The organism is Streptomyces durocortorensis (assembly GCF_016901035.1).
Lineage (GTDB): Bacteria > Actinomycetota > Actinomycetes > Streptomycetales > Streptomycetaceae > Streptomyces > Streptomyces durocortorensis.
Genome location: NZ_JAFEUF010000610.1, coordinates 1 through 245, shown reverse-complemented (window position 1 = coordinate 245; position 245 = coordinate 1). Strand labels below are relative to the sequence as shown.

General features: G+C 72.2%; 1 protein-coding gene. It reads right to left on the bottom strand.

Annotation, left to right across the window (positions count from 1 at the left end):
* Positions 1-245, bottom strand: a 245-nt coding sequence (locus JS521_RS36250; protein WP_205087058.1) for an acyltransferase domain-containing protein, incomplete at both ends; no start/stop codon positions are given.

Here is a 245-nt window from a genome sequence, read left to right as displayed (position 1 = left end):
TTCACCCGCACACCGTCGCCGCGCAACCCCTCCTCCAGTGCGCCGACCGCTTCCGCGTCACCCGACACCGTCACCGAAGCAGGCCCGTTGACCGCCGCGAGATCCACCCCGTCCGGCAGGACAAGCGCCTCCTCGGCCAGCCCCACAGCCAGCATCGCCCCACCGGCCGGCAACGCGTCCATCAGCCTGCCGCGCGCCGACACCAGAACACACGCGTCGTCCAGAGACAGCACCCCCGCGACGTG